The 22,632-nt window shown below is 69.3% G+C and carries 25 protein-coding genes; all 25 read left to right on the top strand.

The features are described 5' to 3' along the window. Positions 1–43: 43 nt before the first annotated feature. The 25 genes from H2038_RS07195 to dxr all read left to right on the top strand — a co-directional run bounded on the left by H2038_RS07195 (position 44) and on the right by dxr (position 22,627). On the top strand, positions 44–565 hold the full coding sequence (locus H2038_RS07195) for an NADH-quinone oxidoreductase subunit B family protein (protein ID WP_292111157.1): 522 nt from the start codon (positions 44–46) through the stop codon (positions 563–565). Positions 566–588: 23 nt separating this feature from the next. Beyond that, positions 589–1,185 (top strand): NADH-quinone oxidoreductase subunit C, encoded by a 597-nt coding sequence (locus H2038_RS07190; protein ID WP_292111154.1) that lies wholly within the window; start codon positions 589–591, stop codon positions 1,183–1,185. Between the two features lie 71 nt (positions 1,186–1,256). Next, complete coding sequence (locus H2038_RS07185) at positions 1,257–2,468, top strand: NADH-quinone oxidoreductase subunit D (protein WP_292111152.1); 1,212 nt, start codon at positions 1,257–1,259, stop codon at positions 2,466–2,468. Next, positions 2,465–2,653, top strand: a complete 189-nt coding sequence (locus H2038_RS07180; protein ID WP_292110963.1) for a hypothetical protein — start codon at positions 2,465–2,467, stop codon at positions 2,651–2,653. Before H2038_RS07185 ends, H2038_RS07180 begins: the two co-directional genes overlap by 4 nt. Beyond that, on the top strand, positions 2,653–3,315 hold the full coding sequence (gene nuoE / locus H2038_RS07175; RefSeq protein ID WP_292110960.1) for an NADH-quinone oxidoreductase subunit NuoE: 663 nt from the start codon (positions 2,653–2,655) through the stop codon (positions 3,313–3,315). The genes H2038_RS07180 and nuoE overlap by 1 nt, the downstream gene beginning before the upstream one ends. Continuing rightward, entirely contained in the window at positions 3,312–3,578 is a 267-nt protein-coding gene (locus H2038_RS07170) for a hypothetical protein (RefSeq protein ID WP_292110957.1), read from the top strand. The genes nuoE and H2038_RS07170 overlap by 4 nt, the downstream gene beginning before the upstream one ends. A gap of 6 nt (positions 3,579–3,584) precedes the next feature. Continuing rightward, positions 3,585–4,898: an NADH-quinone oxidoreductase subunit NuoF gene (gene nuoF, locus H2038_RS07165; RefSeq protein WP_292110954.1), complete on the top strand. Its 1,314-nt coding sequence runs from the start codon at positions 3,585–3,587 to the stop codon at positions 4,896–4,898. Positions 4,899–4,900: 2 nt separating this feature from the next. Next, the gene (locus H2038_RS07160) at positions 4,901–5,398 is read left to right on the top strand and encodes a hypothetical protein (protein ID WP_292110951.1); all 498 of its coding nucleotides are present in this window, start codon (positions 4,901–4,903) and stop codon (positions 5,396–5,398) included. After that, positions 5,398–7,446 (top strand): NADH-quinone oxidoreductase subunit NuoG, encoded by a 2,049-nt coding sequence (gene nuoG / locus H2038_RS07155; RefSeq protein WP_292110949.1) that lies wholly within the window; start codon positions 5,398–5,400, stop codon positions 7,444–7,446. Before H2038_RS07160 ends, nuoG begins: the two co-directional genes overlap by 1 nt. A gap of 6 nt (positions 7,447–7,452) precedes the next feature. Continuing rightward, on the top strand, positions 7,453–8,517 hold the full coding sequence (gene nuoH, locus H2038_RS07150) for an NADH-quinone oxidoreductase subunit NuoH (RefSeq protein WP_292110947.1): 1,065 nt from the start codon (positions 7,453–7,455) through the stop codon (positions 8,515–8,517). Continuing rightward, positions 8,514–8,741 (top strand): hypothetical protein, encoded by a 228-nt coding sequence (locus H2038_RS07145; RefSeq protein WP_292110945.1) that lies wholly within the window; start codon positions 8,514–8,516, stop codon positions 8,739–8,741. The genes nuoH and H2038_RS07145 overlap by 4 nt, the downstream gene beginning before the upstream one ends. Then, on the top strand, positions 8,741–9,232 hold the full coding sequence (gene nuoI / locus H2038_RS07140; RefSeq protein WP_292110942.1) for an NADH-quinone oxidoreductase subunit NuoI: 492 nt from the start codon (positions 8,741–8,743) through the stop codon (positions 9,230–9,232). Before H2038_RS07145 ends, nuoI begins: the two co-directional genes overlap by 1 nt. Before the next feature lie 74 nt (positions 9,233–9,306). Beyond that, positions 9,307–9,933: an NADH-quinone oxidoreductase subunit J gene (locus H2038_RS07135; protein ID WP_292110940.1), complete on the top strand. Its 627-nt coding sequence runs from the start codon at positions 9,307–9,309 to the stop codon at positions 9,931–9,933. Continuing rightward, complete coding sequence (gene nuoK / locus H2038_RS07130; protein ID WP_292110937.1) at positions 9,933–10,241, top strand: NADH-quinone oxidoreductase subunit NuoK; 309 nt, start codon at positions 9,933–9,935, stop codon at positions 10,239–10,241. The genes H2038_RS07135 and nuoK overlap by 1 nt, the downstream gene beginning before the upstream one ends. 2 nt (positions 10,242–10,243) lie before the next feature. Continuing rightward, positions 10,244–12,325 carry an NADH-quinone oxidoreductase subunit L gene (gene nuoL / locus H2038_RS07125; protein WP_292110934.1) on the top strand — a complete coding sequence of 694 codons (2,082 nt, stop codon included), beginning with the start codon at positions 10,244–10,246 and terminating at the stop codon, positions 12,323–12,325. 11 nt (positions 12,326–12,336) lie between these two features. After that, positions 12,337–13,815 carry an NADH-quinone oxidoreductase subunit M gene (locus H2038_RS07120; protein WP_292111149.1) on the top strand — a complete coding sequence of 493 codons (1,479 nt, stop codon included), beginning with the start codon at positions 12,337–12,339 and terminating at the stop codon, positions 13,813–13,815. Between the two features lie 7 nt (positions 13,816–13,822). Next, the gene (nuoN, locus tag H2038_RS07115) at positions 13,823–15,265 is read left to right on the top strand and encodes an NADH-quinone oxidoreductase subunit NuoN (RefSeq protein ID WP_292110930.1); all 1,443 of its coding nucleotides are present in this window, start codon (positions 13,823–13,825) and stop codon (positions 15,263–15,265) included. Next, on the top strand, positions 15,266–16,015 hold the full coding sequence (locus tag H2038_RS07110) for a biotin--[acetyl-CoA-carboxylase] ligase (protein WP_292110927.1): 750 nt from the start codon (positions 15,266–15,268) through the stop codon (positions 16,013–16,015). Continuing rightward, entirely contained in the window at positions 16,012–16,794 is a 783-nt protein-coding gene (locus H2038_RS07105; protein WP_292111146.1) for a type III pantothenate kinase, read from the top strand. The genes H2038_RS07110 and H2038_RS07105 overlap by 4 nt, the downstream gene beginning before the upstream one ends. After that, positions 16,791–18,464, top strand: coding sequence for a ribonuclease J (locus tag H2038_RS07100; RefSeq protein WP_292110924.1), 1,674 nt, complete (start codon positions 16,791–16,793; stop codon positions 18,462–18,464). Before H2038_RS07105 ends, H2038_RS07100 begins: the two co-directional genes overlap by 4 nt. A 56-nt stretch (positions 18,465–18,520) precedes the next feature. Further along, positions 18,521–19,264 carry a UMP kinase gene (pyrH, locus tag H2038_RS07095; protein ID WP_292110922.1) on the top strand — a complete coding sequence of 248 codons (744 nt, stop codon included), beginning with the start codon at positions 18,521–18,523 and terminating at the stop codon, positions 19,262–19,264. 30 nt (positions 19,265–19,294) lie between these two features. Beyond that, positions 19,295–19,852, top strand: coding sequence for a ribosome recycling factor (gene frr, locus H2038_RS07090; protein ID WP_292110919.1), 558 nt, complete (start codon positions 19,295–19,297; stop codon positions 19,850–19,852). Between the two features lie 29 nt (positions 19,853–19,881). Continuing rightward, positions 19,882–20,619, top strand: a complete 738-nt coding sequence (uppS, locus tag H2038_RS07085) for a polyprenyl diphosphate synthase (protein ID WP_292110917.1) — start codon at positions 19,882–19,884, stop codon at positions 20,617–20,619. Continuing rightward, positions 20,619–21,434 (top strand): phosphatidate cytidylyltransferase, encoded by an 816-nt coding sequence (locus H2038_RS07080; protein ID WP_292110914.1) that lies wholly within the window; start codon positions 20,619–20,621, stop codon positions 21,432–21,434. The genes uppS and H2038_RS07080 overlap by 1 nt, the downstream gene beginning before the upstream one ends. Continuing rightward, positions 21,431–22,627, top strand: a complete 1,197-nt coding sequence (dxr, locus tag H2038_RS07075; RefSeq protein ID WP_292110911.1) for a 1-deoxy-D-xylulose-5-phosphate reductoisomerase — start codon at positions 21,431–21,433, stop codon at positions 22,625–22,627. The genes H2038_RS07080 and dxr overlap by 4 nt, the downstream gene beginning before the upstream one ends. The last annotated feature ends 5 nt before the right edge of the window (positions 22,628–22,632 follow it).

Below are 22,632 nucleotides of genomic sequence, written 5' to 3'. Positions count from 1 at the left end.
CGGCGCGACCTCGCCGGTCGCCTTCGGCCAGGGCGCCCGCTCGATGGTGGAGGGTTACGACCCGGCGATCCACGACAAGTTCTTCGAACAGGTCAACATGGAGCTGGGCGAGCGCGGCTTCCTGACTACCTCGCTGGACGATGTGATCAACTGGGCCCGCACGGGCTCGCTGATGTGGATGACCTTCGGTCTGGCCTGCTGCGCCGTGGAGATGATGCAGGCCTCGATGCCGCGCTTCGACATGGAGCGGTTCGGCATGGCGCCGCGCGCCAGCCCGCGCCAGTCGGACCTGATGATCGTCGCCGGCACCCTGACCAACAAGATGGCTCCGGCCCTGCGCAAGGTCTACGACCAGATGCCGGACCCGCGCTACGTTCTGTCCATGGGCAGCTGCGCCAACGGCGGCGGGTACTACCACTACAGCTACGCCGTGGTTCGGGGATGCGACCGGGTGGTGCCGGTGGACGCCTATGTGCCGGGGTGCCCGCCGACGGCGGAGGCGCTGCTGTACGGGCTGCTGCAGCTGCAGAAGAAGATCCGGCGCACGGGGACCATCGAGCGATGACCTCTCTGGTGAAGCAACAGGAGCTGGAGACGGCGCTGACGCCGCTCGGGACCGAGATGGTCGGCGCCCTGGGCGTGCAGGCGCACGTGGCCTTCGGCGAGCTGACCCTGGTGGCCGAGCGCGAGCGCATCGTCGAGGTGCTGACGGCCCTGCGCGACCGTTTCGGCTTCCAGCAGCTGCTCGACGTCTGCGGCGTCGACTACCCGGACCGCGAGGAGCGCTTCGAGGTGGTCTACCACCTGCTGTCGATGACCCGGAACGTGCGCGTGCGGGTCAAGGTCTCGACCGACGAGGTCCAGCCGGTGCCGAGCGTCACGGGCGTCTACCCGGCCGCGGACTGGTTCGAGCGCGAGGCGTTCGACCTGTACGGCGTGCTGTTCTCCGGCCACCCGGACCTGCGCCGGCTGCTGACCGACTACGGCTTCCAGGGGCATCCGCTGCGCAAGGATTTCCCGATGACCGGCTACACCGAGGTCCGCTACGACGAGACCGAGAAGCGGGTGGTCTACGAGCCGGTGTCGCTGACCCAGGAATTCCGCGAGTTCGACTTCCTGTCCCCGTGGGAAGGCGCTGACTACCCGGCCCCCGTGCTGCCGGGCGACGAGAAGGTGAAGGGCTGATGGCCGAGGGCGACACCCCCGCGGTGCGGGCGACGACCGGCGTCGGCCTGGACACCGGCGCGTTCGACGACATGCCGGACAACCGGACCGAACACGCGCGCGAGATGGACGAGCGCAAGTTCACCATCAACTTCGGCCCGCAGCACCCGGCGGCGCACGGCGTGCTGCGCCTGGTGCTGGAGCTGGACGGCGAGCTGGTCACCCGCGTCGATCCGCACATCGGCCTGCTGCACCGCGGCACCGAAAAGCTGATGGAGAAGCGGACCTACATCCAGAACATCCCGTACTTCGACCGCCTCGACTACGTGGCGCCGATGAACCAGGAACACGCCTTCTGCCTGGCCATCGAGAAGCTGCTGGGGCTGGAGGTGCCGTACCGGGGCCAGCTGATCCGCGTGCTGTACAGCGAGATCGGCCGGATCCTGTCGCACCTGCTGAACGTGACGACCCAGGCCATGGACGTCGGGGCCCTGACGCCGCCGCTCTGGGGCTTCGAGGAGCGCGAGAAGCTGATGGTGTTCTACGAGCGCGCCTCCGGGTCGCGCCTGCACGCCAACTACTTCCGCCCGGGCGGCGTCCGCCAGGACCTGCCGCCGGACCTGATCGACGACATCGGCCGCTGGTGCCTGGAGTTCCCGGCGGCGCTGAAGGACATCGAGAGCCTCGTCACCGAGAACCGCATCTTCAAGCAGCGCAACGTCGACATCGGCGTGGTCTCGAAGCAGCAGGCGCTGGAGTGGGGCTTCACCGGGGTGCTGCTGCGCGGCTCGGACATCGCCTGGGACCTGCGCAAGTCGCAGCCGTACGAGTGCTACGCCGACCTCGAGTTCGACATCGTGGTGGGCAAGAACGGCGACTGCTGGGACCGCTACCTCTGCCGCATCGAGGAGATGAAGCAGTCGGTGCGGATCATGGAGCAGTGCATCCACAAGCTCCGCAATTCGCCGGGCGAGCCCGTGCTGGCCGAGGACAACAAGGTGGTCCCGCCGCGCCGTGGCGAGATGAAGCGCTCGATGGAGGCGCTCATCCACCACTTCAAGCTGTTCACCGAGGGCTTCCGCACCCCCGAGGGCGAGGTCTACGCCGCCGTCGAGGCGCCGAAGGGCGAGTTCGGCGTCTACCTGGTCTCGGACGGCACCAACAAGCCGTACCGCTGCAAGATCTCGGCGCCGGGCTTCCGGTCGCTGCAGGCGATGGACTGGATGAACCGCGGCCACATGCTGGCCGACGTGTCGGCCATCCTCGGCTCGCTCGACATCGTGTTCGGCGAGGTGGACCGGTGAGCGACAAGCCCCTGAGCGACGCCGTGCGGCAGGGCTGGGAGGTGGTCGGCTATTCGGTCACCGACAGCAGCGGCGAGGCGTGGCAGCACAACTTCGTCCTGCGCCGGCAGGGGCAGCACAAGGTGCTGACGGTGCGCAAGAAAATGCTGGGCGACGGGGTCGTCGCCTCGGAGCTGGAAGTCTGATGTCCGTTCGTCGTCTCGCCAAGGAACAGCCGGCTTCGTTCGCCTTCTCGAAGGCGACGAAGGCCAAGGCCGACTGGTGGATCAGCAAGTATCCCGAAAACCGCCGCGCCTCGGCGGTGATCCCGATCCTGTGGCTGGTCCAGAAGCAGGAGGGCTGGGTGTCCGAGCCCGCCATCCGCGCCATCGGCGACCTGCTGGGCATGCCCTACATCCGGGTGCTGGAGGTGGCGACCTTCTACACCATGTTCCAGCTGGAACCCGTCGGGACGGCGGCGCTGATCCAGGTCTGCGGCACGACGCCGTGCATGCTGCGCGGCGCCGGCGAGCTGATGAAGGTCTGCGAGAAGAAGATCGGGCCGAAGGATGCGCTGTCGAAGGACGGCAAGTTCACCTGGCAGGAAGTCGAGTGCCTGGGCGCCTGCGCCAACGCGCCGATGGCCCAGATCAACGACTACTATTTCGAGGACCTGACGCCCGAGACGATCGGCCGGATCATCGACGACTTCGCCGCCGGCAAGGCGCCGAAGCCGGGCTCCTACGTCGGACGGAACAGCTCGGAGCCGGAGGGCGGGGCCCTGACCCTGACCGATCCGAAGCTCTACGACGGCTCGGCCGCAAAGCCGATCCGGAAGCTGCCCAACAGCGATCCGGTCCCGGCATGACGCCCGACCTGGACAGCGAGGACGGACGCGCCGCCTACCGGCGTGAACTGCGCCGCGTGGCGTGGCCGGTCCGCTGGGGCGGGCTGGGCCTGATCGTGCTCGGCGCCCTGCTGGCGCTCGGCGCGCGCTACGGCGTCGCCGGGCTGGACAACGGCGTGCTGACCTTCGCCTACGGCTGCCTCGCGGTCGGCTGGGCGCTGGTGCTGGCCGCCATCTTCATGCGTACGCAGCACCACAAGCGTCGTCTGCGGGAAGGACTCTAAGCGACCATGGTCGGAATCCTCGAAGACAAGGATCGCATCTTCACCAACCTCTACGGGCTCCAGGACTGGACGCTCGAGGGGGCAAGGAAGCGCGGCGCGTGGAACGCGACGAAGGACATGCTCGACCTCGGGCGTGACTGGATCATCGCCAACGTCAAGAACTCGGGCCTGCGCGGCCGCGGCGGCGCCGGCTTCTCGACCGGGCTGAAGTGGTCCTTCATGCCCAAGGAGGTGAAGGACCGGCCGCACTACCTGGTGGTCAACGCCGACGAGTCCGAACCCGGCACCGCCAAGGACCGGGAGATCATGCGCCACGATCCGCAGCTGCTGATCGAGGGCTGCCTGATCGCCAGCTTCGCGATGCAGGCCCACGCCTGCTACATCTACCTGCGCGGCGAGTACGTGCTGGAGCGCGAGCGCATGGAGGCCGCGGTCAAGCAGGCCTACGAAGCGAAGCTGATCGGCAAGAACAACGTCCACGGCTGGGACTTCGACGTCTACATCCACCACGGCGCCGGGGCCTATATCTGCGGCGAGGAGACGGCCCTGCTGGAGTCGCTGGAGGGCAAGAAGGGCCAGCCGCGCCTGAAGCCGCCGTTCCCGGCCGGCGCCGGCCTGTACGGCTGCCCGACCACGGTCAACAACGTCGAGTCGATCGCCGTCGTCGGCACCATCCTGCGCCGCGGGGCCGACTGGTTCGCCAGCTTCGGCCGGCCGAACAACACGGGCACCAAGCTGATGACCATCAGCGGCCACGTGAACCGGCCGTGCAATGTCGAGGAGGCGATGTCGATCCCGCTGAAGCAGCTGCTGGAAGAGCACTGCGGCGGCGTGCGCGGGGGCTGGGACAATCTGAAGGCGGTGATCCCGGGCGGTTCGTCCGTGCCGCTGATCACCCGCGAGATGTCCGAGACGGCGCTGATGGACTTCGACAGCCTGCGCGAGATGCGCTCGGGCCTCGGCACCGCGGCGGTCATCGTCATGGACCAGTCGACCGACCTGGTGAAGGCGATCGCCCGCATCTCGTACTTCTACAAGCACGAAAGCTGCGGCCAGTGCACGCCGTGCCGCGAAGGCACCGGCTGGATGTGGCGGGTGCTGGAGCGGATGGCGGTCGGCGAGGCCGATCCGTCGGAGATCGACCTGCTGCTGGACGTCGCCGGCCAGGTCGAGGGCCACACCATCTGCGCCCTGGGCGACGCCGCGGCGTGGCCGGTGCAGGGCCTGATCCGGCATTTCCGCCACGAGATCGAGGAGCGCATCGCCAACTACCGCAGCCGCCGCGCGAACTTCGCCGGCCACGCGATCGCGGCGGAGTGAGCATGCGCCGGACCGCCCTCCCTCTGCTGGCCGTCCTGGCCCTCGCCGCCTGCGGCGAGCGGGCGGACGCGCCTGCGCCGTCGGCGGCGGAGGCTGTCTCCGCGGCCGACCCCGCGTCGGACGGAGAGGCGAGCGTTCCGGTCGTCCTGACCGCCGCCGACCTGCGCCGCGTCTGCCGCGCCGGCCTGGCGGCGATCCACGGCCAGACGGTCGAGGCCATGCAGGTCGACGGGGTGGAGGGGGAGGTGATCAACCTCTCCTGGGCCGCCCCGGTCGACGGCGGGCGCCGTCGCGGCCAGTGCCGGGTCGACGGCGACCTGGTCACCTGGAAGCAGGTGGATTCGCCCACGCCCGAAGAAAACCGCTGGATGAACCGGTCCGGCGACCCCGTGGTGCGCTTCGTCCTTGACGGCGAGGCCATCACCATCAACACGACGCTCCCGGATGGGACGACCGCCACGGAAGAATACGCCGTGGCTGCTGAGCAAGAGGCCCGCTGATGCCCGTCGCCAAGGTCAATGGCGTAGAAGTCGAGTTCCAGCCCGGGATGACCGTGCTGCAGGTCGCCGAACGCGCCGGCCACGAGATCCCGCGCTTCTGCTACCATGAGCGGCTGTCGATCGCCGGCAACTGCCGCATGTGCCTGGTCGAGGTGAAGCCCGGACCGCCGAAGCCGCAGGCCTCGTGCGCCCTGCCGGCCGCCGAGGGTCAGGAGATCTTCACCGACACGCCGATGGTGAAGAAGGCGCGCGAAGGGGTGATGGAGTTCCTGCTCATCAACCACCCGCTGGACTGCCCGATCTGCGACCAGGGCGGCGAGTGCGACCTGCAGGACCAGTCGATGTACTACGGCCGCGACGGCTCGCGGTACGGCGAGAACAAGCGGGCCGTCGAAGAAAAGAACATGGGTCCGACGGTGAAGACCTTCATGACGCGGTGCATTCAGTGCACCCGTTGTGTCCGCTTCATCACCGAGGTGGCCGGCGTTCCGGACATCGGCATGATCTCGCGCGGCGAGAGCGCCGAGATCACCACCTATCTGGAAAAGAACATCGACAGCGAGCTGTCGGGCAACGTCAACGACCTGTGCCCGGTCGGCGCCCTGACCCACCGGCCGTGGCAGTACCACTACCGGCCGTGGGAGCTGAAGCGCACCGAGACCATCGACGTGATGGACGCGCTGGGCTCCAACATCCGCGCCGACTCCAAGGGCGCCGAGGTGATGCGCATCCTTCCGCGGGTGCACGAGGGCATCAATGAGGAGTGGCTGTCGGACGTCAGCCGCTATGTCGTCGACGGTCTGCAGCGCCGGCGTCTGGACCGGCCGTATGTGCGCGGCGCCGACGGCCGCCTGGCCCCGGCCAGCTGGGACGAGGCCCTGACCGCGGTGGCCGACCGGCTGAAGGCCGCGGCTCCGGACCGTATCGGCGTGGTCGCCGGCGACCTGCAGGACGCCGAGTCGATGAAGGCGGCGCTGGACCTGTTCCGGGCGCTCGGCTCGCCCCACACCGACTGCCGCCAGGACGGTTCGGCCCTGGGGCAGGGGCCGCGCGAGGGCTGGCTGTTCAACTCGGGCCTGCAGGGGCTCGAGCAGGCGGACGCGGTGCTGATCGTGGGGGCCAACCCGCGGGTCGAGGCGCCGCTGCTGAACGCGCGGCTGCGCAAGATCTGGCTGGCCGGCAAGGCCGAGATCGGCCTGATCGGCGAGCAGGCCGAGCTGACCTATCCCTACAGCTGGCTGGGCGCCGGCTCGAAGACGCTGGCGAAGCTGCCGAAGGCGGCGATGGACTTCCTGTCGAAGGCCGAGCGCCCGGCGATCATCGTCGGCGCGGGCGCCCTCGGCGGCGAGACCGGACCCGCGGTGCTGAACGCCCTGGGCGCGCTGGCGAAGAAGGTCGGCGTGGTGAAGGACGGCTGGAACGGCTTCAACGTGCTGCACACCGCGGCGGCGCGGGTCGGCGGGCTGGACATGGGCTTCGTCCCGGCCGCGGGCGGCCTGTCGGCGACCGACATGGTCAAGAAGGGGGCGCTGGACGTCCTGTTCCTGCTGGGCGCCGACGAGATCGACGCCTCCGCCACCGGCGCCTTCAAGGTCTATCTGGGCAGCCATGGCGACCGCGGCGCGCACGGCGCCGACGTCATCCTGCCGGGCGCGGCCTACACCGAGAAGCCGGGCCTGTACGTCAACACCGAGGGCCGGGTGCAGATGGCCGAGCGGGTGGTCTTCCCGAAGGGGCAGGCCAAGGAGGACTGGGCCATCCTGCGCGCCCTGTCCGCCTTCGTCGGCCACACCCTGCCGTACGACACCGTGGACCAGCTCCGCGCGAAGCTGATGGCCGACCACCCGACCTTCGGGCGGGTCGACTATCTGGCGGCCCCGGCGGCGTTCGACGTCGCCTCGCTGGGCCGCAAGGGCGACCTCGGCAACGTCGCCTTCGCCTCGCCGGTGCGCGACCCCTACCTCAACAACCCGATCGCGCGCGCCAGCGTGACCATGGCCGAGCTGTCCGCCCAGCGGATCGCCCCGGTCGCGATGGCGGCGGAGTAAGGCTCGATGGACTTCTGGACCACCCCGCTCGGATGGACTCTCGCCACCGCCGGCGCGATCCTGCTCGTCACCGTCGGCATCCTGATCTCGCTGGCCTTCCTGCTGCTGGCCGACCGGAAGATCTGGGCCGGCGTGCAGATGCGGAAGGGGCCGAACGTGGTCGGCCCGTTCGGCCTGCTGCAGTCGTTCGCCGACTTCTTCAAATTCGTGCTGAAGGAGATCGTCGTCCCGGCCGGCGCCGACAAGGTCGTCTTCCTGCTGGCCCCGCTGATCACCTTCGTGCTCGCCTTCATCGCCTGGGCGGTGATCCCGTTCGCCCCGGGCTGGGTCATCTCCGACCTCAACGTCGGCATCCTGTACATCTTCGCGATCAGCTCGCTGGGCGTGTACGGCATCATCATGGGCGGCTGGGCCTCCAACTCGAAGTACCCCTTCCTCGGGTCGCTTCGCTCGGCGGCGCAGATGGTCTCCTACGAGGTCTCCATCGGCCTGGTGATCGTCAACGTCATCCTGCTGGCCGGGACGATGAACCTGACCCAGATCGTCACCGACCAGGAGGGCTGGATCTGGAACTGGTTCGCCTTCGGCGGCGGCCTCGCCACCCTGCCGACCATCGTGGTGATGTTCCCGATGGCGATCATCTTCTTCATCTCGGCCCTGGCCGAGACCAACCGCCCGCCGTTCGACCTGCCCGAGGCAGAGTCCGAACTCGTGGCCGGCTACCAGGTCGAGTACAGCTCGACCCCGTACCTGCTGTTCATGATCGGCGAGTACGCCAACATCGTCTTCATGTGCACGATGATCAGCCTGCTGTTCTTCGGCGGCTGGAATCCGGGCTTCCCGACCGACTTCCTCGACAGCTGGCCGCAGTTCCTCGCCAACCTGTTCCTGTTCGGCGTGCTGTTCGTGAAGATCATCTTCTGGTTCGCGATGATCGCCATGGTGAAGGCCTTCGTGCCGCGCTACCGCTACGACCAGCTGATGCGGCTGGGCTGGAAGATCTTCCTGCCGACCTCGCTGGTCGCGGTGATCGTCGTCGCCGCCTGGCGCGTGTTCGCGGTGGGCGCATGAACCGGGTCCTGATCCTCGCCGGCCCGCTCGCGGTCGCCGCCGGCGCCTCGGCCTGCGCCGTGCCGGTCTACGAGCCCGAGCCGACCTCGGTGTACCAGTGGGAGCGCCGCCAGGAGGCCACCGCGCGCCAGTACGCCGAGCGCCAGCGGCTGTGCCGCATCACGAAGGACGACGATCCGCGCAAGGAAGAGCTGTGCCGCGGCGTCGAGAGAGAGAACGACTGATGCTGACCCGTCTCGTCCAGGCGACCAAGGGCGCGCTGATGCTCGACGTCATCGGCGCCGTCGGCCTGTCGCTGAAGTACATGGTCCGGCCGAAGGCCACGGTGAACTACCCGTTCGAGCGCAACCCGCAGTCGCCGCGCTTCCGCGGCGAGCACGCCCTGCGCCGCTACCCGAACGGGGAAGAGCGCTGCATCGCCTGCAAGCTGTGCGAGGCCATCTGCCCGGCCCAGGCCATCACCATCGAGGCCGAGCCGCGCGCCGACGGCAGCCGCCGCACGACCCGCTACGACATCGACATGGTGAAGTGCATCTACTGCGGCCTGTGCCAGGAGGCCTGCCCGGTGGACGCCATCGTGGAGGGGCCGAACCAGGAGTTCACCGTCGAGACCCGCGAGGAGCTGCTCTACGACAAGCAACGCCTGCTGGCGAACGGCGACCGCTGGGAACGGCTGATCGCGAAGAATCTGGAACTCGACGCGCCTTATCGCTAAGGCGCAACCGCTGACCGGGGAGGGCGATTCCGCAGGGGGTCGCCGCCCATAACCGAAAGGGGCTCTGGCCTCCGATGTTGCAAGGCATTGCCTTCTATGTGCTGGCGGCGGTGACCGTGATCGGCGGTCTGCTGGTCGTCACCGCGCGCAACCCCGTGCACAGCGTGCTGTGGCTGATCCTGACCTTCTTCTCGGCGGCCGGCCTGTTCGTGCTGCTGGGGGCCGAGTTCCTGGCCATGCTGCTGGTGGTCGTCTACGTCGGCGCGGTCGCGGTCCTGTTCCTGTTCGTCGTGATGATGCTGGACGTGGACTTCGTGCGGCTGCGCGAGGGCTTCGCGAAATACCTGCCGCTGGCGGTGATCGTGGCCGGGGTGCTGCTGGCGGAGATGGTGATGATCTCGCTGGTCGTCGCCCAGGGCGGCGCCGTCGCCGCCTCGACCGGCCCGGCGGCGCCCCGTCCCGAGGCCACCAACGTCGAGGCCATCGGCCGGGTGCTGTACACCGACTACGTCTACATCTTCCAGGCGGCGGGGATCGTGCTGCTGATCGCCATGATCGGCGCCATCGTCCTGACCCTGCGCCACAAGCCTAACATCAAGCGCCAGGACGTGAGCCGCCAGGTCGGCCGCGACCGCAAGAAGGCGATGGAGATCAAGTCGGTCCCGACGGGCGCCGGCGTGAAGCCCGAGGATCTGGTCTGATGGTCGTGACCCTGCAGCACTACCTGGCGGTCGCCGCCATCCTGTTCACCCTCGGGGTGTTCGGCATCTTCGTGAACCGCAAGAACGTCATCATCATCCTGATGTCGATCGAGCTGATCCTGCTGTCGGTGAACATCAACTTCGTCGCCTTCTCGGCCTACCTCAACGAGGTGTCGGGGCAGGTGATGGCCATGTTCGTGCTGACCGTGGCCGCCGCCGAGGCGGCCGTCGGCCTCGCCATCCTGGTGACCTTCTTCCGCAACCGCGGCGACATCGCCGTGGACCACGCCTCGGTCATGAAGGGCTGATCGTGAACCTCGAGACCCTCGTCACCCTGGGCGTCTTCGCCCCGCTGCTCGGCGCCGCGATCGCCGGCCTGACCGGCCGCCGCATCGGCAATGTCGCTTCCCAGGCGGTCACCACCGGCCTGCTGTTCGTCTCGTGCGTCATCGCCTGGATCGTGTTCAGCCAGTGGACCTGGGGCCACCTGGAGCCGTTCACCCTGACCCTGGCGCCCTTCATCCACGTCGGGGACTTCGTCTCCAACTGGTCGATCCGCATCGACGCCCTGTCGGCGGTGATGCTGGTGGTGGTGACGACGGTGTCGTCGCTCGTGCACCTGTATTCTTGGGGCTACATGGCCGAGGACCCGGACAAGCCGCGGTTCTTCGCCTACCTGTCGCTGTTCACCTTCGCCATGCTGGCGCTGGTCACCGCCGCCGACTTCATGCAGCTGTTCTTCGGCTGGGAAGGGGTGGGCCTGGCCTCCTATCTGCTGATCGGCTTCTGGTACAAGAAGCCGACCGCCTCGGCCGCCGCCATCAAGGCCTTCGTGGTCAACCGCGTCGGCGACTTCGGCTTCGCGCTCGGCATCTTCACCGTCTTCTGGATGTTCGGCACCATCCAGTTCGCCGAGCTGTTCCCGATGATCGCCGCCCGCGCCGGAACCGGCTGGGAGTTCCTCGGCCACACCTGGTCGGCGCTCGACCTCGCCGCCTTCCTTCTGTTCATCGGCGCCATGGGCAAGTCGGCCCAGTTCTTCCTGCACACCTGGCTGCCGGACGCCATGGAGGGCCCGACCCCGGTGTCGGCCCTGATCCACGCGGCGACCATGGTCACCGCCGGCGTCTACATGGTCTGCCTGCTGTCGCCGCTGTTCGAGTACGCGCCGGTGGCCAGCCAGATCGTCGCCCTGATCGGCGCGATCACGGCCCTGTTCGCCGCCACCGTCGGCCTGGCCCAGAACGACATCAAGCGGGTCATCGCCTATTCGACCTGTTCGCAGCTCGGCTACATGTTCTTCGCCGCCGGCGTGGGCGCCTACGAGGCGGCCATGTTCCACCTGTTCACCCACGCCTTCTTCAAGGCCCTGCTGTTCCTGGGCGCCGGCTCGGTGATCCACGGCATGCACCACGAGCAGGACATGCGGAAGATGGGCGGCCTCGCGAAGCTGCTGCCCGTCACCTATGCGGTGATGATGATCGGCACCATCGCCATCACCGGCCTGGGCATCCCCGGGATCGGCGGCTTCGCCGGCTTCTATTCGAAGGACATCGTCATCGAGAGCGCCTTCGCCGCCGCGGCCACCGACCATTCGCCGATGGGCCTGTTCGCCTTCTTCGTCGGCATCTTCGCCGCCGGCCTGACCGCCTACTATTCGTGGCGGCTGGTGTTCATGACCTTCCACAACAAGCCGGTGTGGAAGGAGGAGGGCGCCCACCATGCGGACGACCACGCGACCGCCGCGCAGCTGGAGACGCACTCGGAGCCGCTCGAGGACGACCACGCCCACGACGACCACGCCCACGGCCACCACGGCCCGCTGAAGCCGCACGAGAGCCCGCTGGTGATGCTCGTGCCGCTGCTGGTGCTGTCGGTCGGCGCCATCGCCGCCGGCTTCCTGTTCGAGCCCTTCTTCACCGGTCACCACGAGAACGAGTTCTGGCGCGGCGCCATCTTCAACGGCCCCGACAACCACGTGCTGCACGAGGCGCACGGCGTGCCGACCTGGGTGGTGTGGTCGCCGCTGGTCCTGACCCTGATCGGCACCGCCTTCGCGGTGTGGATTTACCTGGTCCGCGAAGGCATGGCGCGCCGCATGGCCGAGCGCGGGAGCCTGCTGCACCGCTTCCTCTACAACAAGTGGTGGTTCGACGAGGTCTATGACTTCATCTTCGTGCGCGGCGCGAAGGCGCTGGGCGACCTGTTCTGGAAGGTCGGCGACGTGAAGATCATCGACGGCGGCGGGCCGAACGGCTTCGCCTGGCTGTCGCGCAAGTTCGCCGGCGGCCTGAGCCGCTTCCAGTCCGGCTACGTCTATTTCTACGCCTTCGTGATGCTCATCGGTCTCTGCCTGTTCCTCGCGTTCGCCATCTCTGCGTGGGGAGCCTGATCTTGCCCCAGATCCCCTACATCCTGAGCGTCGTCACCTTCCTGCCGCTGGTCGGCGCCGGCGTGCTCCTGCTCGCGCGCCTGCTGAGCAAGGGCTCCGCCGACGGCCTCGCGCGCTGGATCGGCCTGGCCACGACCCTGCTGACGCTGGTCGTCTCGGTCGTGCTGGTCGCGGCCTTCGATCCGTCGAACCCGGCCTACCAGTTCGTCGAGCGCTTCGGCTGGTTCCGCGGGGCCGAGTACCACCTCGGCGTCGACGGCGTGTCGATCCTGTTCGTGCTGCTGACCGCCTTCCTGATGCCGCTGTGCATCCTCGCCAGCTGGAAGACGATCACCGACCGCGTGGTCGACTACATGATCGCCTTCCTGGTGCTGGAGACCCTGGTCATCGGGGTGTTCACCGCGCTCGACCTGTTCCTGTTCTACATCTTCTTCGAAGGCACCCTGGTGCCGATGTTCATCATCATCGGGGTGTGGGGCGGGGCGAACCGGATCTACGCCGCCTACAAGTTTTTCCTCTACACCCTGCTCGGCTCGGTGCTGATGCTGCTGGCCATGCTGTGGATGGCCTCCACCGCCGGCACCACCAGCATCCCCGAGCTCAAGACCTTCGCCTTCTCCGAACAGGCCCAGCCGCTGCTGTGGCTCGCCTTCTTCGCCAGCTTCGCGGTGAAGATGCCGATGTGGCCGGTCCACACCTGGCTTCCGGACGCCCACGTGCAGGCGCCGACGGCGGGCTCGGTCATCCTGGCCGGCATCCTGCTGAAGCTCGGCGGCTACGGCTTCATCCTGTTCAACCTGCCGATGTTCCCGCAGGCGTCCGAGATGTTCGCGCCGCTGGTCTTCGCCCTCTCGGCGATCGCCATCGTCTACACCTCGCTGGTCGCCTTCCGGCAGACCGACATGAAGAAGCTGATCGCCTATTCGTCGGTGGCCCACATGGGCTTCGTGACCATGGGCATCTTCGCCGGCAACGACCAGGGGGTGCAGGGCGCGGTGTTCCAGATGCTGAGCCACGGCCTGATCTCGGGCGCGCTCTTCCTCTGCGTCGGCGTGGTCTACGACCGCATGCACACCCGCGAGATCGCCCTGTACGGCGGCCTGACGGCGCGCATGCCGTGGTTCGCGGCCATCTTCCTGCTCTTCACCATGGCCAACGTCGGCCTGCCGGGCACCTCCGGCTTCATCGGCGAGATCCTGACCATGACCGGCATCTACCAGGTGTCGACGTGGACGGCGTTCGTGGCCGCGTCGGGGGTGATCTTCTCCGCCGTCTACGCCCTGACCCTGTACCGCAACGTCATGTTCGGCGAGATCACCAACCCCGCCATGAAGGCGATCACCGACGTCGACCGGCGCGAGCTGCTGATCTTCGCGCCGCTGATCCTCGGCACCCTGATCCTCGGCGTGCAGCCCGGTCTCGTGCTGGACTACACCGAGGCCTCGGTGAGCGCCGTAACCACCGCCTATCAGCTCGCGATCGGCGGGTGAGACGATGATGCCTGACCTGATCCAAGCCCTGCAGCTCTCCGCCCCCGAGGCGACCCTCGCGGTCGGCGGCCTCGTGCTCCTCATGGTCGGCGCCTTCGCCGGCGAGAAGAGCGCGCGCCTCGTCTCGGCCCTGTCGGTGCTGCTGCTGGTCGCCGCCACGGCGGTGGCCGTCACCGGTCCGCTGGGCCGCGCCTTCAACGGCGCCTATGTCGCCGACCCGCTCGCCGTGTACGGCAAGGCGGTGATCTTCCTGTCCAGCGCCGTGGCCATCGTGCTCGGCGACGGCTGGATGAAGCGCCAGCGCATCGCCCGCTTCGAATACCCGATCCTGATCGTGCTGGCCTCGGCCGGCATGGGCATGATGGCGTCCTCGGGCGACCTGATCTCCCTCTACATCGGCATCGAGCTGCACTCTCTCGCCCTCTATGTGCTGGCCGCCTTCCACCGCGACGACCTGCGCGCCTCGGAGGCCGGGCTGAAATACTTCGTGCTGGGGGCGCTGTCCTCGGGCCTGCTGCTGTACGGCGCCAGCCTGATCTACGGCTTCGCCGGCTCCATGCGCTTCGAGGACATCGCCGCCTACGCCGCGACCAATCCGTCGCCCGGGCTGATCTTCGGTCTGGTGTTCCTGATCTGCGGCCTCGCCTTCAAGGTCTCGGCGGCGCCGTTCCACATGTGGACGCCGGACGTCTATGAAGGCGCGCCGACGCCGGTCGTGGCCCTGTTCTCGACCGCCCCCAAGGTGGCGGCCATGGTGCTGATCGCCCGCACCCTCGAGGGCGGCTTCGCCGGCTCGCACGACCAGTGGTCCCAGGTGCTGATCCTGATCTCGCTGATCAGCTTCGCGGTCGGGGCGTTCGGCGGTCTGGTGCAGAAGGACATCCAGCGCCTGCTGGCCTATTCCTCGATCGCCAACATCGGCTACGCCCTGCTGGGCATCGCCGCGGGCACCACCCTCGGCGTCCAGGCCATGCTGCTGTTCATGACCCTGTACGTCATCGACCAGTTCGGCTTCTTCGGCCTGCTGCTGTCGCTGAGCCGGAACGGGCGGCCGATCCGCTCGATCCAGGACCTCGCCGGCCTGCGCAAGGAACGGCCGGTGACGACCATCGCCCTGACCATCCTGTCGCTGTCGGTGCTCGGCATGCCGCCGCTGTCCGGCTTCTGGGGCAAGTGGGCGGTGTTCGGCGCGGCCGCGGAGGCGGGTTACTGGATGGTCGGCGCCGCCGGCCTGGTGGCCTCGGTCGTGGCGGGCTTCTACTACCTGCGCATCATCAAGGTGATGTGGTTCGACCCGGCGCCGGAACAGGCGCCGACCGACCGGGCGCCGGTGGAGGCGAAGACCATCGCCTGGGCCTGCGCGGCCTTCAGCTTTCCGCTGGTCATCGTCGGCCTGACCTGGCTGGAGCCCTGGGCCGCCGCCGCCGCCGTGGGCTACGGGGTCGGCTGAGTGGGGCCGGCGCCGGTCCTGCTGCTCGACGAGACCGATTCCACCAATGCGGAGGCCCGCCGCAGGGCCGAGTCCGGCGAGACAGGGCCGCTGTGGATCGTCGCGCGCCGCCAGACGGCCGGGCGCGGCCGGCGCGGACGGGCGTGGGAAGGCGACCCCGGCAACCTGTTCGCCACCCTGCTGACCACGACGCGGAAGCCGCCCGCGGAGGCGGCGCAGGTCACCTTCCTCGCCGCGCTCGCCGTGGCGGACCTGCTGGACCGTCACGCGCCGCCGTCGCTGGTCACGATCAAATGGCCCAATGACGTGATGCTCGCCGGCGGGAAGGCCGCCGGCGTGCTGGTGGAGTCCGGCGCCTATCCGGCCGGGGGGCTGTGGCTGGCGGTCGGGATCGGGGTGAACCTGGCGCATGCGCCCGCCGGGACGGAGCGGCCGGCGACGGCGCTGGCGCAGCACCTCGCCGCGGCGATCGCCGCTCCGCCGACGGTGGAGACGGCCGCGCGCGAACTTGCCGAAGCCTTCGCCATCTGGTCTGACCGCTGGGAGAGGCTCGGCTTCGAGCCGGTGCTGGACGCCTGGCGCGCCCGCACGCCGGGGCTGGACGGGCCGGCGACGGCGCGGCTGGGACATGAGACCATCACGGGGCGGGCCGAGGGCGTGGCCCCGGACGGCGCGCTGCGGCTCAGGCTGGCTGACGGCGGCCTGCGCCTGGTCTCGGCGGGCGACGTGTTCTTCGGGGAGGGCGGCTGATGCTGCTGGCGATCGAGCAGGGCAACACCAATACGCTGTTCGCGGTCCATGACGGGGCGGAGTGGATCGCCCAGTGGCGCACCGCCACCGAGGCGAGCCGCACGGCCGACGAGTACGCCGTGTGGCTGACCCAGCTGCTGGCCATGCGCGGCCTGACGCTGGGCGACCTGGACGGCTGCATCATCTCCAGCGTGGTGCCGCAGTCGATCTTCAACCTGCGCAACCTGTCGCGCCGCTATCTTGAGGTCGAGCCGCTGGTGATCGGCGAGAACGTCGACCTGGGGATGCCGGTGCGCATCCTGAAGCCGAAGGAGGCGGGGGCCGACCGGCTGGTCAACGCCCTGGGCGCGCATCTGAAGTATCCCGGCGACCTGATCGTCATCGACAGCGGCACGGCCACCACCTTCGACGTCATCGCCGCCGACGGCGCCTTCGAGGGCGGGGTGATCGCGCCGGGCATCAACCTGTCGCTGCAGGCCCTGCACGAGGCCGCCGCCATGCTGCCGCGCATCGCCATCCAGAAGCCGGAGAAGGTGATCGGCAAGGACACCGTGTCGAACATGCAGTCCGGCGTCTTCTGGGGCTATATCGCCCTGATCGAGGGGCTGGTGGCGCGCATCAAGGCGGAGTGGGGCAAGCCCATGACCGTGATCGGAACCGGCGGCGTCGCCTCCCTGTTCGAGGGGGCGACCGACAGCATCGACGCCTTCGATCCCGACCTGACCATCCGCGGCCTGCTGGAAATCTGGCGGCGGAACACCCATCTGAAGGGCGAATGACCAAAGAACAATCGAACGAACTCGTCTTCCTGCCGCTGGGCGGGTCCAACGAGATCGGCATGAACCTGAACGCCTACGGCTTCGGGCCTGCCGACAATCGCCAGTGGATCATCGTCGACGTCGGCGTGACCTTCGGCGACAACTCCACCCCGGGGGTCGATGTGATCGTCCCCGATCCGAGCTTCCTCGAGGGCGAGGACATCATCGGCATCGTCCTGACCCACGCGCACGAGGACCACATCGGCGCCCTGGGCTGGCTGTGGCCGCGCATCAAGGCCCCGCTGTACGCCACGCCGTTCACCGCCTTCCTGATCCGCGAGAAGCTGCGCGACGCCGGCATCCTCGACCGGGTGACGCTGCACGAGGCGCCGCTGGGCTCCACGCTGGAGCTGGGGCCGTTCGAGGTCACCTTCGTGACCATCACCCACTCCATCGCCGAGCCGAACGGACTGGCCATCAAGACGCCGCTGGGCACGGTGCTGCACACCGGCGACTGGAAGATCGACAACGATCCGGTCGTGGGCGAGCGCACCGACGTCGACACCATCCGCCGCCTCGGCGACGAGGGCGTGCTGGCGATGATCTGCGACTCGACCAACGTCTTCCAGGAGGGCGTGGCCGGCTCCGAGGGGGACGTGAAGGTCGCCCTGGCCGAGCTGATCTCCGGGCTGAAGGGCCGGGTCGCCGTCGGCTGCTTCGCCTCGAACGTCGCGCGCATGGACAGCGTGATCCGCGCCGCCGAGGCCGCCGGCCGCCGGGTGGCGCTGGCCGGCCGCTCGATGCACCGCATCACCGCCGCCGCCAAGTCGGTCGGCATGCTGTCCGACATCCAGCCCTTCCTCTCGGAGGAGCAGGCCCGGCAGTGGCCGGCGGACGAGATCCTCTACCTCTGCACGGGCAGCCAGGGCGAGGCGCGCGCCGCCCTGTCGCGGGTGGCCGAGGGCACCCACCCCTTCGTCAAGCTGGGACGCGGCGACCACTGCATCTTCTCGTCGCGGGTCATCCCCGGCAACGAGCTGGCCATCGGCCGGCTGCAGGACACCCTCGCCGAACGCGGGGTGCGGCTCTACACGGAGAAGGACCACCCGGGCATCCACGTGTCCGGCCACCCCTGCCGCGACGAGCTGCGCCAGATGTACCGATGGGTGCGCCCGCAGGTGGCGGTGCCGACCCACGGCATGCGCCGGCACATCGCCGAGCACGCGATGCTGGCGAAGGAGATGCAGGTCCCCGAGACGGTCACGCCGCGCAACGGCGACATGGTGCTGCTCGCGCCCGGACCGGCCCGGATCATCGACGAGGTGCCCTCGGGGCGGCTGTTCGTCGACGGCGGCATGCTGGTGGAAGAGGCCGGCGCGGCCCTGCGCGAGCGTCGCCACGCGGCGTCGAACGGCGTGCTGATCGTCAGCTTCGCCATGGACCGGCGCGGCAAGATCGTCTCCGACATCGACGTCCGCGGCCTCGGCCTGCCGGGCGACGAGGAGAGCCCGCTGGGCGACCTGCTGGACGATCTCGCCGAGCGGGTCGAACAGGTCGTCCGTGGGCTGAAGGGCGAGGCCCTGCAGGACGAGCTGGTCGTCGAGCAGGCGGTGGCGCGGGCGCTGAAGAAGGCCAGCATCCAGATCTGGGACCGGCGGCCGATCGTCGAGACCATCATCCTGAGGCTTTGAAGCGCGGGCGGGCCTACCTATAAGGGGCCGATTCCGCCGTCCCCCAAGGTTGCCCGATGCCCGACGTTCCGTCCGAGTTCCGCTACAAGCGCGTCCTGCTGAAGGTCTCGGGCGAGGTCCTGATGGGCGACCAGGGCTACGGCATCGACATGAAGACCGTGGCCGACGTGGCGAAGGCGATCGCGGAGGTGGCGCGCGAGGGCGTCGAGATCTGCCTCGTCATCGGCGGCGGCAACATCTTTCGCGGCCTGTCCAAGGCCGCCGGCGACATGGACCGCGCCTCGGCCGACTACATGGGCATGCTGGCCACGGTGATGAACGCCCTGGCCATGCAGGCGGCGCTGGAGAAGATCGGCGTGCAGACGCGGGTGCAGAGCGCGCTCGTCATGAACGCCGTGGCCGAGCCCTATGTGCGCCGCCGCGCCCTGCGGCACCTCGAGAAGGGGAGGGTGGTGATCTTCGCCGCCGGCGTCGGCGCGCCCTTCTTCACCACCGATTCGGGGGCCGCCCTGCGCGCCGCCGAGATGGGCTGCGACGCCCTGCTGAAGGGCACCAGCGTCGACGGCGTCTACACCGCCGACCCCAAGAAGGACCCGAACGCCACCCGCTACGACACGCTCAGCTACCAGGAGGTGCTGGCGAAGGACCTGCGGGTGATGGACGCCTCGGCCGTCGCCCTGATGCGGGACTCGGGCATTCCGATCGTGGTCTTCTCGATCCGCGAGGACGGCTCCTTCCGGCGCACCATGCGGGGCGAGGGCGCCTTCACCGTGATCAGCGGTGACGGCAAGTCCGCCTGACAAGACCAGAATAACGCGAGAGAAACGACCATGGCCAAGCCTGATCTCAAGACCTACCGCGACCGCATGGACAAGGCGGTGCAGGCGCTGAAGGAGGAGTTCTCCGGCCTGCGCACGGGCCGCGCCAACGCCGGCCTGCTGGATCCCGTGCAGGTCGAGGCCTACGGCTCCACCTCGCCGCTGAACGCGGTGGCGGCGATCAGCGTGCCGGAGCCGCGGATGATCTCCGTCAACGTCTGGGACCGGGGCATGGTGGTCTCGGTCGAGAAGGCCATCCGCGCCGCCGGCCTCGGCCTGAACCCGATCGTGGACGGCCAGACCCTGCGCATCCCGATCCCGCCGCTCACCGAGGAGCGCCGCCGCGACCTGGTCAAGCTGGCCGGCAAGTACGCCGAGCAGCAGAAGATCGCCGTCCGCAACGTCCGCCGCGACGCCAACGACGATCTGAAGAAGGCCGAAAAGGCCTCGGATATCAGCCAGGACGAGCAGAAGAAGATGGAAGCCGAGGTCCAGAAGGATACGGACGCGGCGATCAAGCGCATCGACGAGGCCTTGAAGGCCAAGGAAGTCGAGATCATGCAGGTCTGACGGCGCGTTCTGCCGTAGGATAGACGCGCATGGCCGCCGATCCCCCCAGTCCCGCCGCCGACGGTCCGCGCCATGTCGCGCTGATCATGGACGGCAACGGCCGATGGGCCGCAGCCCGGGGCCTGCCGCGGGCGGTCGGTCATCGTGAGGGCGTGGAGGCGCTGAAGCGCACCATCCGCGCCGCGCCCGACCTGGGGATCCGCTGCCTGACGGTGTTCGGCTTCTCGACCGAGAACTGGAGCCGCCCCGCCGACGAGGTGTCCGACCTGATGGGCCTGGTCCGGGCCTATGTCGCCGCCGATCTGCGCAAGCTCGACCGCAACGGCGTGCGGGTCCGCATCCTCGGCCGGCGCGAGGGACTGCCCGCCGACATCGCCGAGATCGTCGCCCGCACCGAGGCGACCACCGCCGCCAACGACCGCTTCCTGCTGCAGGTCGCGTTCAACTACGGCGGCCGCGCGGACATCGTCGACGCGGCCCGCCGCCACTATGACCGGGTCGCCGCGGGCGAGGCGGCCGGCCCCCTGACCGAGGCGGCGCTGGAAGGCGGCCTGTCGACCGCGGACGGTCCGCCGGTCGACGTCATCGTGCGCACCTCGGGCGAGCGGCGCCTGTCGAACTTCCTGCTCTGGGAGGCGGCCTACGCCGAGCTGGTCTACCAGGACATCCTGTGGCCCGACTACGGCGCCGAGGCGCTCGCCGACGTGGTCGCCCAGTTCCGCGCCCGCGACCGGCGCTTCGGCGGACGCCCGGCGGCGGTCTCCTGATGGCGGTGAAGGTTCGCGAGATCGGCCTGCGGGCCGCGTCGGCCGTGGTGCTGGCCCCGGCCGCCGTGCTGGCCATCTGGGCCGGCGGCCCGTGGTTCCTGGGCATCATGCTGGCCGCCTGCGCCCTGCTGTCCGTCGAATGGGCGATGATGAGCGCGCCCCGCGCCTGGCGGCTGATGACCGGGGCGGTGGCATTCGGCCTGTTCGCGGCGGTGATCTCGGCCCACGTCGAACAGCTGTCGCTGGCCCTGGTGATGCTGGTGTTCTGCGCCGTCGCCGCCGGGCTGTTCGCGCGCAGCCGGGGGCAGGAAGCGCTCGACGCCGCCTACGGGGTGCTCTACCTCGGCTGGCCGGCGGTGCTGCTGATCTGGCTGCGCGACGGCTCGACCGCCGTCGGCCTGGCGTGGACGGTGTTCGCCTTCGCCGTGGCTTGGGCCTCGGACATCATGGCCTATCTCGCCGGTTCGACCTTCGGCGGTCCCAAGCTGTGGCCGCGGTTCTCGCCCAACAAGACCTGGTCCGGCTTCATCGGCGGCCTCGCGGCCGGCTGCCTCGCCGGCGGCCTGCTGGCGAGCTTCCTCGACATGGGGATCGGACCGTTCTGGGGGGCGGTGCTGGGCCTCGCGGCGGCCGGCGCCACCATGGCCGGAGACCTGTGGGAGTCGGCCCTGAAGCGCCGGTACGGCGTCAAGGACGCCGGCAACCTCATCCCCGGCCACGGCGGGCTGCTGGACCGGGTCGACGGGCTGATGTTCGCCGCCGTGGTGGTGGCCTGCGGCCGTCTGCTGGTCGTGCTGGCGGAGCGGGGCGGATGATCCGTCGCCGCGTGACCGTGCTCGGATCCACCGGTTCGGTGGGTTGCTCGACCCTGGACCTGATGGCGCAGGCCGAGGCGCAGGGCTCCGGCGCCTTCGAGGTCGAGGCCCTGACCGGCGGCGCCAACATCGCCCGGCTGGCCGAACAGGCCCGGCGCTGGCGGCCGAAGCTCGCGGTGACGGCCGACGCCGGCCGCCTCGAGGAGCTGCGCGACGCGCTGGCCGGAACCGGCGTCGAGGCGGCGGCCGGCGAAGCCGCCATCGCCGAGGCCGCGGCGCGGCCGGCGGACTGGGTGATGGCCGCCATCGTCGGCGCCGCCGGGCTGCGCTCCGCCTGGGCCGCCGCGGCGACCGGCGCGACCCTGGCCCTGGCCAACAAGGAGAGCCTCGTCTGCTGCGGTCCCAGCCTGATCGAGCGCGTGGCCGCGTCGGGCGGCCGGCTGATCCCGGTGGACTCGGAGCACTCCGCCATCTTCCAGGTCTTCCCGCACGAGGCGCCCGAGCAGGTGGCGAGGCTGACCCTGACCGCCTCCGGCGGGCCGTTCCGCACCGCGCCGGCGGAGATGATGGCCGCCGTGACGCCCGAGCAGGCCGTGGCCCACCCGAACTGGAGCATGGGAGCCAAGATTTCGGTCGACAGCGCCACCATGGCCAACAAGGGTCTCGAGATGATCGAGGCCGCCTACCTGTTCGGCATGGGGGCCGACCGCATCGACGTGGTGGTCCACCCCGAATCGATCATTCACAGCATGGTCGAGTACGTGGACGGCTCCACACTGGCCCAGATGGGCCCGCCGGACATGAAGACGCCGATCGCCTGCGCCCTCGCCTGGCCCGACCGGATCGCCTGGCCGGCCCCGCGACTGGACCTCGCCGCGCTCGGCCGGCTGACCTTCGAGGCGCCCGACGAGACGCGGTTCCCGCTGCTGGCCCTGGCCCGGCGGGCGCTGGAGGCGGGCGGCGCGGCGCCGATCGTGTTCAACGCCGCCAACGAGGTTGCGGCCGTGGGCTTCCTTGACCGCCGGCTGGGCTTTCTCAATATTGCCGCAGTCGTCGCCGACACCTTGTCGCGCATGACGGCTTCGGGGGTGGTTTCCGGTTCCGACAGCGCCTGCGACGCGGCTCTCGCCGTGGACGCCGAGGCGCGACGGGTTGCGGAATCGATCGTCCGGGGTCTCGCGGCGGCGGCCTGAACGGC

Origin of the sequence: Brevundimonas sp., from assembly GCF_013912005.1 — a bacterium.
Taxonomy (GTDB): domain Bacteria; phylum Pseudomonadota; class Alphaproteobacteria; order Caulobacterales; family Caulobacteraceae; genus Brevundimonas.
Note: the sequence above shows the minus strand (reverse complement) of the source record. Positions and strands in the feature narration are given on the sequence as shown.